This window comes from Roseovarius sp., from assembly GCF_048262375.1.
In the GTDB taxonomy this organism is placed as follows: domain Bacteria; phylum Pseudomonadota; class Alphaproteobacteria; order Rhodobacterales; family Rhodobacteraceae; genus Roseovarius.
Map to the genome: position 1 here is coordinate 22,317 of NZ_JBLXFE010000026.1, position 7,595 is coordinate 29,911.

Annotated in this window: 7 protein-coding genes; 4 read left to right on the forward strand and 3 right to left on the reverse strand. The window is 61.2% G+C overall.

Annotated features, from left to right (window positions below):
• Window positions 1–10 precede the first annotated feature (10 nt).
• From dmmA to ACN0SW_RS17990, 3 genes are read left to right on the forward strand one after another with little or no spacing between them, the layout of a single operon-like run.
• A complete protein-coding gene (dmmA, locus tag ACN0SW_RS17980) occupies window positions 11–646 on the forward strand; it encodes a dimethylamine monooxygenase subunit DmmA (protein ID WP_417729309.1) in 636 nt (211 codons plus the stop codon).
• Window positions 643–1,629 carry a PDR/VanB family oxidoreductase gene (locus ACN0SW_RS17985; RefSeq protein WP_417729310.1) on the forward strand — a complete coding sequence of 329 codons (987 nt, stop codon included), beginning with the start codon at window positions 643–645 and terminating at the stop codon, window positions 1,627–1,629. The genes dmmA and ACN0SW_RS17985 overlap by 4 nt, the downstream gene beginning before the upstream one ends.
• Window positions 1,630–1,642: 13 nt before the next feature.
• Complete coding sequence (locus tag ACN0SW_RS17990; RefSeq protein WP_417729311.1) at window positions 1,643–2,710, forward strand: heme-dependent oxidative N-demethylase family protein; 1,068 nt, start codon at window positions 1,643–1,645, stop codon at window positions 2,708–2,710.
• A 102-nt stretch (window positions 2,711–2,812) separates the two neighbouring features.
• On the opposite strand, the gene ACN0SW_RS17995 is transcribed toward ACN0SW_RS17990, so the two are convergent.
• Window positions 2,813–3,460, reverse strand: a complete 648-nt coding sequence (locus tag ACN0SW_RS17995) for a helix-turn-helix domain-containing protein (RefSeq protein ID WP_417729312.1) — start codon at window positions 3,458–3,460, stop codon at window positions 2,813–2,815.
• 149 nt (window positions 3,461–3,609) lie between these two features.
• On the opposite strand from ACN0SW_RS17995, the gene ACN0SW_RS18000 reads away from it, so the two are divergent.
• Complete coding sequence (locus ACN0SW_RS18000) at window positions 3,610–4,608, forward strand: GlxA family transcriptional regulator (RefSeq protein WP_417729313.1); 999 nt, start codon at window positions 3,610–3,612, stop codon at window positions 4,606–4,608.
• Window positions 4,609–4,765: 157 nt separating this feature from the next.
• Here the strand turns inward: ACN0SW_RS18000 and ACN0SW_RS18005 are convergent, their stop codons facing one another.
• Together ACN0SW_RS18005 and ACN0SW_RS18010 are read right to left on the reverse strand one after the other, a co-directional pair.
• Entirely contained in the window at window positions 4,766–5,326 is a 561-nt protein-coding gene (locus ACN0SW_RS18005) for a sarcosine oxidase subunit gamma (RefSeq protein WP_417729314.1), read from the reverse strand.
• On the reverse strand, window positions 5,319–7,595 hold a 2,277-nt coding region (locus ACN0SW_RS18010), incomplete at its 5' end, for a glycine cleavage T C-terminal barrel domain-containing protein (RefSeq protein WP_417729315.1). The genes ACN0SW_RS18005 and ACN0SW_RS18010, both read right to left, overlap by 8 nt.

The window sequence follows — 7,595 nt, forward strand, 5'->3', positions numbered from 1 at the left end:
TTTGGCTCTAATGACGCGAAAGGGAGCAGACGCGAAGATGTCGAAATTCCAGTTTCCGGAGAGTATCACCAGCCGCCCGGTCTATGGCACATTGGCCCCGCGACCGGGCAAGGCGCATCTGATGATCGCTGATGCCGAAGGGGCCGAGGCGCTGCTTGACCTGGCTGCGCAGGATGCGGGGCTGATGGCCAAGGCGCATATCCTCTATATCCCGAAGGGGACCGGCGAGACCTATGTGGAGAAGCTGCGCGCGGCGGGTCCGGCGCAGCTCTATATCGGGCCGAGCTATGCCGCATCGGTGCAGCGCCTGCGCCGGGTGCTGTTGGATGCGCATATGGGGTTGCAGGTCTATCTGGCCGGCACCGAGGGGCTGATGGGGCAGGCGATGAATGAGGCGGTGACGGCTGGCATTCCACACAGCGCCATTCAGACTGAGCATCGCGGGTCGACCGCGCGGCGGATGCAATGCGTGCATTGCAAGGGGATCACCGAGGATGTGACCACAGATCCTTTTGTCTGCTCGCATTGCGGTTTGAACCTTTTTGTGCGCGACCACTATTCGCGCAGGCTGGCGGCCTTTCAGGGGGTGTGCATTGACGCAGAAGACCCTGGAAACGTCCCCCCCGCACAGGAGCTGTACTCATGAGCGCCGCCCCCCAGAAAGCCCGCGCCGGGGCTGAAAAGATCGAGGTGGTCGTCGCCGCCGTAGTGCCGGTGAATGAATTGGTGACGCGGTTCGAATTCCGCCGGCCGGATGGCGCAGAGTTTCCGCCTTTTTCGGCGGGCGCGCATACTGTGGTTGAAATGCATGACGAGGGGCGCACGCGGCTTAACCCTTATTCGCTGATGTCTGACCCCGGTGATCGCTCGCTCTATGCCATTTCAGTGCGGCGCGATGACGAGGGGCGCGGTGGCTCGCTCTTTATGCATCGCCGCGTCAAGGTGGGCGATGCGATGACCATCACCTATCCTGTCAATCTGTTTCCGTTGGACCTGCGCGCGCGCAAGCATGTGTTCTTTGCCGGTGGCATTGGCATCACGCCTTTCATGGCGATGATCGCGCAGTTGGAGCAATCCAACGGCAATTGGGAATTGCACTATGCCTGCCGCAACGCGGCGCTCGGGTCTTATGTCGACGATCTGCGGGGCCGGTATCCGAACAAGACGCATGTCTATTACGACGATCAGGAGCAGGCGATCCCGCTGGATGATCTGCTGAGTGGTCAGCCGTTGGGCACGCATATCTATGTCTGCGGTCCCAAAGGGATGATTAATTGGGTCAAGACCCGCGCTGCCGAGCATGGCTGGCCGGATGAGGTGGTGCATTCGGAGGAATTCCTTGCGCCACAGCCCGGCGTCCCTTTTGAGGTGCGGCTGTGCAAATCGGATGTGGTCATTCAGGTGGCCGAGCATGAGAGCCTGCTGGAAGCTATCGAGCGGGCGGGCATTGATGCGCCGTTCCTGTGTCGGGGCGGGGCCTGCGGCCAATGCGAGACCGATGTGGTCGAGTTGGACGGTGAGATCGTCCACCGCGATCACTGGCTGGACGATGCAGAGCACGCCAGCGGCAAGAAAATCATGCCTTGCGTCAGCCGTTTCATTGGCAAGACGCTGGTTCTGGACCGGTAAGGGGGCACGCGAGATGACCATTCAGTTCAACAAAGAGACGTTCCGCGACGATTATTCGTTCCGCAATTCGCCCTGGGCGATCAAGCGGTTTCCGTTCCCCTTCCACGAAGACAGCTATATGTATTCGGTCAACATGGAGCAGCATCGCGGCGGGCCTGCGGGGTCGGTCTATGAAAAGCGGTTCGATGTGGACGAGCATTACCTGTCGGAGATGGCTGACCGGGCGCTGGTGCTGGCGGATGATCCGCTGCGCTGTCAGTCACTGCCGCATATGACGCTGGCGGGGTGGGATACACTCGAACTCATCATGACCTGCAAGTCGGAGGATTACCCGGACCTCTTTGAATTGCATCGGGATGGCAATCATTGGCGGTGGATCAACAAGCCGATGGGGATCGACCTGAGTTTTACCTTTCTTGATGAAACCACGCTGCCTTGCGGGCCGCTGGAGTATATCACGCGGCAAACGCAGGGCGATTATGCGGTGCTCGATCAGCGCGACGAGATGCTGTGGATGGATGCGGGGATGATCACCACGCAGGCCGACTGGTCGCTCGATTTCGACATCGGCATGAATTTCTTTGAATGGCACGCGCCGGTGCCCTTGGCGCATGAGATGGGGATTTTCCAGCGCGCGCTGAAATTCCTGCTCAATGTGCAGCAGGGAGCGCCCGCACGGCGGCTGAACTGGACGATGACGGTCAATCCACTCTTGGATACCAGCCCCGAGAATTATCACAAATGGGGCGTGCAAAAGACCACGCTGACGCCAGAGAACATCGGTGCGAAACAGCATTTGCGGGTGGAGTTGCAGACGTTTTACCGGCTGCCGCGCTCGAATGCGCTGCTGTTTCCGATTCGATGCTATCTGATCGCGTTTCAGGATGTGGTGAGCGTACCGAAATGGGGCCGCCGGTTGCACCGGGTCGTGCGTGACCTGCCGGAGGAACTGGCGACCTATAAGGGGTTTATCGCCAATCGTCCGCTGATGGTCGAATATCTGAGCCGGTTTGACGATGGCCTGCCGACCAGCCCCGGTGTCTGGCCGGATCTGGACACGGAGCCGCCGTTGCAGAAGTGAGGCGCAGCTTGAGCATCGGAATTTTGAAAAAATTCCGGGCAAGAAAATTTTAAATTTTCTTGGAAGAGGTGACGTTCGGGTCTGCGTGTTGTGCGCCCGGCGTCAGCTCTTTTGCGGATAGCTGATGATGGAGAGATAGCGGATCGGGAAGCGGATCAACTGATCCGGCCCATGCGGCGAGTCGGCGTCGAAAAACAGCGTGTCGCCGGGGGTTAGGTGGTAGGTCTCGTTGCCATGGCGATAGCCCACTTCACCTTCGAGCATGTAGATCATCTCGATTCCGTCATGCTGAAAAACCTTGAACGTGTCGGACTCGGAGTTGAGGACGATAAGATAGGGCTCGACGATAACGCCGCTGCTGTTTGATCCGATATGGCCCAGAAGATTGTATTGATGGCCAGCGCGGGTGCCGGCGCGCTCAATCTCGACGCCCTGACCGGCCTTGGTGTGGACCGCCTCACGGCGCTCCTCATATTCCTTGAAAAACGCAGTCAGCGGAACCGAGAGCGCGTTGGCCAGAGTCTGAAGCGTGGTCAGCGACGGCGAGGTATTGCCGTTTTCGATTTTGGAGAGCATCCCGATGGAGAGATCGGTCATCGTCGACAGTTCTGCGACCGTGATGTTCTGTTGTTTGCGATAGGCGCGCACCTCGCGGCCGATGGCGACCTCGAGCACTTTTTCGCGCTCATCCCGCAGTTTATGAGGATCCTGAGTCAGTTTTACCAATTTTGCGGCGTCCATGATGCTCATTGCTTTCCTCTCAGATTTAGGCCGGGTGGTTTCAAAATGCCAGATTGTTCTGTGTTTTTCGTTGTACTCTTCACCATATTGCATAATTTTTTCCCAAGTGGAAAATGTTACATAGCGGCATGTAAGGTTCAGACAAGAGGTCGTCACAGATGCCACAGCGCGTGATCAGGATTGGGTTCCTGATATTTCCCGGGTTTCCAATGTCTTGCCTGACCTCGGTGATAGAGCCGTTGCGGGCGGCCAATGAGATCTCGGGGCAGTACACCTTTGCTTGGGACTTGATTGCCGAAGGCGCGGAGCGCGTGATGTCGAGCGCCGGAATCGCATTCGAACCGAGCCGAAGTTTGGAAGATACCGGAGATTGTGATTACCTTTTGCTGCTCTCGGCACCAACCAGCGCCTTTGCGGATGCCCGCTCGCCGGCGCATTTGCGCCGGGTGGCACGGCATGGAACGGTGCTGGGTGCGATCAGTGGCGGGGTGTTTCCGCTGTTGCGCAGCGGGGCGGTCGCAGATGTCGCCCTGTCGGTGCATTGGTGTTACGAGGCGGCGTTTCTCACCGAGTTTCCGGGCGTGCCCGCGTCGGATCAGGTGATTGAAATCACGCCGCGCTGTGTGACTGCTTCGGGGGCGGCCGCGGCGTTCGATCTGGCGTTGCATATGGTCGAGACCGCCCTTGGCGCGGAAATCGCGACCGAGGTTGCCTGTTGGTTCCAGCATCCGATGATGCGCAAGGCGGGGGTGCAGCAGATGGTGCCGGTCTTGGGCGCGGGAGCAAAGCAGACGGATTTGCCGCCAATCGTGGCGCGGGCGATGGATCTCATGGCGGCGCATATGTCTGCTCCGGTCTCAATGGCAGAAGTGGCCGAGGATCTGGGAATTACGCCTCGGCATTTGGAGCGCAGTTTCAAACGAGCGACAGGGCAGAACCCGACCAGTTATTATCGGGCGATGCGGATGAAGGCGGCGCGGCAGATCGTGATGTATTCAAACGATACGATGGCGCAGATTGCCGAAGCGGTGGGCTATGCCAGTTCCAAGGTTTTAGTGCGGCACTACCGGGATGCCTTTGGTATCTCGCCGCGCGAGGATCGCCAGCGGATCAACCTGACGCGGGTCAAGGGCAACTTGCCCGTGCCTTCGGTCTGAGCTTGGCCTGTCGCACTGCGGCAATGTCTGGAAAGCTCTCTTTGATCACAAGCCCAACGCTCCGGGTCGCGCCGCTGAAACTCAGACCTCAATTCACAAGAATTCTACCCGATGCGAAATCCCCCTTAGGAGCCCCGCATCGGGCACTAGCCGTGGTTTAATGCGCCGAGCGTATCGCGGTCAGCAGCGCATGATGCAGCGATCCGGCTGACGACCGGGGGCCGATCACCGAGATATGGCGCGGGTTGTGGCAGAGCAGGAAGCAGCCCATGTGCTCAATCGCGGCACGCTGCGCCTCACCGCCGGTGAAGGCACGGGTATTGGCATTGGTGAGCCGTTCAAAGACATCGGTCAGCCCATCGCCGGTGAGATCAAAGCGGCACCATGCGCCGGTCTGGTCGGTGATGCTGGCCGCACCCTTGGCCTGCACCGCGATCTGTCGGGCCAGATCCTCGTGGGTGTCGAGCGGAGCTGTGATCATCCACTGGTCGGGGCCCATCCAAAAGGCGGAGACGGATTCACCACCCATGCGGGCCGGGCCGGGGGCAGGGGCGTCGGTCAGGGTCGTCACAAGGGCGGCGGTCTGCGTTTCATGCCCAACGCGCGCGGCGACGGAGGCAAAGGCGCGGTCCGTGACCTCGGTCAGTGTGACCGGGCCGTGGCTGTCGACACGGGGACGGATAGCCCCCAGCGGGGTGATGGCGACAAGATCATGCACGGAGGCGCTCTCCTTCTGGATCGACGAAATGGGCACTAACCACCTCGACCTCATGGTCGATGCCGGTCAGGGGCGAAACAAGACGCAGGGTTTCGCCCATGCGCGTATCCCCGGATTTGAGGAAGGCCAATGCGACGGCATGGCCCAGATTGGGCGAATAGCAGGCCGAGGTGACGTAGCCCTGATCGTGTGCCGCATCCACCGGGCTGCCGCGTGTCATCAGGTGGGAACCGGCGGGAACAGGTTTGCTGTGATCCACCGGGCGCAGACCGACAAGGCGCAGCGCGTCCGGTGTGTTCAGACCCTCACGGCGTGACAGGACCGCACCGATGGAATCCTTGTTGGCAGAGACCATCTTGCCCATGCCGAGGTTGAGCGCTGTGGTGGTGCCGTTCAGCTCGTTGCCGGCTGCGTGGCCTTTTTCGATGCGCATGACGCCGAGCGCCTCTGTGCCATAGGGCACCACGTCGAATTCGCGCCCCGCCTCCATCAAGCGGCGGATCATGGCATCGCCGTAGCGCGTAGGCACCGCGATTTCATAGGCCAGCTCGCCCGAGAAAGAGATGCGGAAGAGGCGCGCGGGCAAGCCGCCGCAGACGGTGATTTCACCGCAGGCCATGAAGGGAAAGCCCTCGTTCGAGAGGTCGAATTCGGGATCCACCACCTTTTGCAGGAGCTTGCGGGCATTGGGGCCCGCGACCGAGAATTGCGCCCAGGCCTCGGTGGTTGAGATCAGTTGCACATCCATGTCGGGGCAGAGGCATTGGCGCACGAATTCCATGTGCCGATAGACCGTTACGGCATTGGCGGTGGTGGTTGTTACCACGAAATGATCCTCGGCCAGACGCGCGGCGGTGCCGTCGTCCATGGCGATCCCATCCTCGCGCAGCATGAGGCCATAGCGGGTGCGGCCCACCGGCAGCTTGGCGAAGGCGTTGCAGTAGATCATGTTGAGGAAGGCGGCCGCGTCGGTTCCTTGCACGTCGATTTTGCCCAGCGTGGTCACATCGCAGATGCCGACCGAGCGGCGGGTTTGCAGGACTTCGCGGTCCACGCTCTGACGCCAATGGGTTTCTCCCGCCTGTGGGAACCATTGCGCGCGCAGCCACATGCCGACCTCGACAAACACGGCGCCCTGTTCCTCGGCCCAGAAATGGCTGGGGGTTTTGCGGGTGGGGCGGAAATCCACACCGCGAGAGCGCCCCGCAAGCGCGCCGATGGCGGTCGGGGTATAAGGCGGACGGAACATGGTGGTGCCCACCTCGGGGATGGATTTGCCCGCGACTTCGGCCATGATCGCCATGCCGGCGATGTTCGAGGTCTTGCCCTGATCGGTGGCCATGCCAAGGGTGGTGTAACGTTTGAGATGTTCAACCGAGACGAAATTTTCCTGATGCGCCAGTTTGACATCCTTGGCGGTCACGTCGTTCTGTTGATCGACCCACGCCCGTTTGGCACCTTGGACGTGCCAGAAGGGAGAGATGGACAGCGGCGCATCCTCGGCCTTTGGCAGGTCAGGCCGCAAAGCGGTGCGTCCAAGGTCGGCGGCGATGCCGGCGGCGGTGTCAGTGCCCGAGGTCAGGGCGGTATGGGTTGAGAAGAGGCCGTTGGCGGCCCCGGCCACAATCATGCCCTCGGGCAGGGTGCCACCGGGAACAAAGGCGTGAATATCGGTGTTCCATGTCGGACGACCGCGCTGATGGCAGGTGAGGCTCACGTTCGGGTTCCAGCCGCCCGAGACGCCAAGCGCGCCGCATTTGATCATACGGCGGTTGCCGCGCGCGTCCGTCACCTCGATCTGGGTCAGGCCAAGACGCCCGGCGGTGTTGGTGACGGTGCCGCCTGCGATGACCTCATAGCCCTGACCCTTGGGGGCGTCGGGGCGGGTGTCGATTACGGCGGTCACGGTCACGCCCTTGGCCGCGAGGTCGATAGCGGTGCGGTGGCCGTCGTCATTGTTGGTGAAAACGGCGATGTCCTGTGCCGGGGTTGCCGCCCAGCGATTGGCATAGGCACGCAAGGCACCCGCCAGCATGATGCCGGGCCGGTCGTTATTCTCGAACACGATAGGGCGTTCTGTGGCCCCGGCGGCGAGGATGGCGCGGGCGGAATAGATGCGCCAGAGGATCTGGCGCGGCTTGCCCTCCGGGGGGACGGGCAGGTGATCGCTCACGCGCTCAAGCGCGCCATAGATGCCATGATCGAACGCTCCGAGCACGGTGGTGCGGGTCATGAGGCGCACATTGGGCATGGCGGCCAGCCGTGCGGC

Coding starts and splice junctions, on each gene's coding strand:
- dmmA (WP_417729309.1), top strand. CDS start 11: ATGACGCGAAAGGGAGCAGACGCGAAGATGTCGAAATTCCAGTTTCCG.
- ACN0SW_RS17985 (WP_417729310.1), top strand. CDS start 643: ATGAGCGCCGCCCCCCAGAAAGCCCGCGCCGGGGCTGAAAAGATCGAG.
- ACN0SW_RS17990 (WP_417729311.1), top strand. CDS start 1,643: ATGACCATTCAGTTCAACAAAGAGACGTTCCGCGACGATTATTCGTTC.
- ACN0SW_RS17995 (WP_417729312.1), bottom strand. CDS start 3,460: ATGAGCATCATGGACGCCGCAAAATTGGTAAAACTGACTCAGGATCCT.
- ACN0SW_RS18000 (WP_417729313.1), top strand. CDS start 3,610: ATGCCACAGCGCGTGATCAGGATTGGGTTCCTGATATTTCCCGGGTTT.